Annotated in this window: 2 protein-coding genes; both read right to left on the reverse strand. The window is 37.9% G+C overall.

Translation table 11 applies throughout. From position 1 onward, the window contains the following. Positions 1-127: 127 nt before the first annotated feature. Positions 128-586 carry a hypothetical protein gene (locus Q0605_RS07620; RefSeq protein ID WP_298705731.1) on the reverse strand — a complete coding sequence of 153 codons (459 nt, stop codon included), beginning with the start codon at positions 584-586 and terminating at the stop codon, positions 128-130. Positions 587-590: 4 nt separating this feature from the next. Further along, positions 591-1,652 carry a type I restriction endonuclease gene (locus Q0605_RS07625; protein ID WP_298705734.1) on the reverse strand — a complete coding sequence of 354 codons (1,062 nt, stop codon included), beginning with the start codon at positions 1,650-1,652 and terminating at the stop codon, positions 591-593. Positions 1,653-1,952: the final 300 nt, after the last annotated feature.

Consider the following 1,952-nt stretch of genomic DNA (forward strand, 5'->3'; position numbering starts at 1 on the left):
CTACACTCCCATTAGGAAATTAGGCACTGCCTTTAAGCGAATGATAGCTAAAATTTGAATTTGGGTTGGTTTTGGTGTGTTTGGTTAGAAAGCGGCGGACTTTTGTCCGCCGAGGGTATGAAATAGTTTATTTGTTTTTCGGCTCGTCGCCAATTGATAGGTTTGTTTGCGCGATCTCGCTTTTGCAGGTCGCCGTATTTACGAATTCCAGTTTTGGATGTCCTACAAAAAAGCCTATCCCTACGCTGCCTTTTACACAATATACTTCATTAGGTTTAGTTTGCAAATTTAAAGAGCTTTTGGCTTCGGTTTTAGCCCAAATTTCATAATTCCTATTTGCGTCTAGCGTTGTTTCTAAATATCCTTTAGGGCGAAGCGTGCCGATAGTGGCGTTTTTGTCTTTGCTGTCTACGTGAATATCATAAGAGATGGCGCTACCGCCAAATCCGCCCTCTCGGTAAACATACAATAGAGCCTTGCCTTGTTCTGCCTGCTTAAATTCTTTGAAGCTTGGCCCTTTAGCAGAGCACCCTGCAAACATAAAGGCCGCAACCGCTGCGGTCAACGCAAATGAAACTTTTTTCATTTTTCTACTCCTTACTATAAAAATTTGCTATTTCAATGATTTTTTGTGAGTGCTTGTATATGTCGTCTATGCTATTTATAAGAATTCTATCCTCATTCTTGTTTTTATCCATAATCCCGATATATTTTTTATTTTCTGAAAGGTAGAGCCTGCATAAGGTCTTTCGATTGTTATCGTCAAATAGTATTGCAAAGTATGATTGGGCGTCTCGGTAATATACTCTATCTAGCTGAATGGATTGGCATAAAATAGCACGAATGATATGGAAAGCCTCTATTTCCTCGTCCGTGGTTATAATTTTAGGCATCTTTATCTCATCGCTTACATCCGTGTTTGGTTTTGTCTCTTTGTTTAGTGCTGCTTCTAGTCTTTCATTGACGTTTTCGTTAATGTATTGAGACAACAGGTCTTTTATAAGCCCCGAGAATTGATCAATTATCCTTTCCGTAACAACTCCGGTATATACTTTTTTAATAAAAAATTTGATAAATTCTTTACTAGGCTCTTTCATTTCGTCCGCTATCACGCTTCTAAATTCATTTGAGTATTTTAAAGTGTTCGCAGTGCTAAGGATTTCATCAAAATTAAAGCTTTCTTTTTGAAATTTTAATAGCTCGGAAAGATGGCTGTCTTTTATTTTTAGGATATTAAAACTTAAAAATGGCGTCGTATCCATTTTGTTTTTATCGTCTAAGTCTGTAAAAAATTTATATGTTATGCCGTTTGTGAGTATTGCAAATTTTGCTGGAGTGGCGGTAAAATATCTAAAGAGTTGAGACTCATTGCCTGCATTAAGATCAACGCCTGCTTTTTTGCATTCTATAAGGATTATCGGCTCGCCGTCTTTAAAAATAGCGTAGTCTATCTTTTCGCCTTGCTTAATCCCCACATCCGCCGTAAACTCCGGTACCACCTCGTTTGGGTCAAAAACATCATACCCCAAAGCCCTAATAAACGGCATAATAAAAGCGTTTTTTGTAGCCTCTTCCGTGCAAACATTATTTTTAGTGCTTTCTATTTTTGTAGCGATATCTCGTATTTTATTTTTGAATTCCGCAAATTCCATGTCTGCCTCCTTATTTTTTTGTTTAGGAATTATACTACTAAAAATATTAGCTATTCCTATTAATTTAAGCTATCTTTAATATAGTCTATGCTAATATTCCTTCATCAAAACCAAGGTGACCCACACCTAGCCCGCGTTGAGCGTTTCAATTCCCAACGAGATGGAATTCTACCAAACCGAAAAGGTCGAAAAAGCAAAGCAAATCAGTTTCAGTTCCCAACGGGATGGAATTCTACACTCTCGTGCTTGTGCGCGTGGCACCACTGATGGGTTTCAATTCCCAATGGGATGGAATTCTAC

Source organism: uncultured Campylobacter sp., from assembly GCF_938017705.1.
Classification (GTDB): domain Bacteria; phylum Campylobacterota; class Campylobacteria; order Campylobacterales; family Campylobacteraceae; genus Campylobacter_B.

Excerpts from the sequence above, each read along its gene's own strand:
- Q0605_RS07620 (WP_298705731.1), bottom strand. The coding sequence starts at position 586 with ATGAAAAAAGTTTCATTTGCGTTGACCGCAGCGGTTGCGGCCTTTATG.
- Q0605_RS07625 (WP_298705734.1), bottom strand. The coding sequence starts at position 1,652 with ATGGAATTTGCGGAATTCAAAAATAAAATACGAGATATCGCTACAAAA.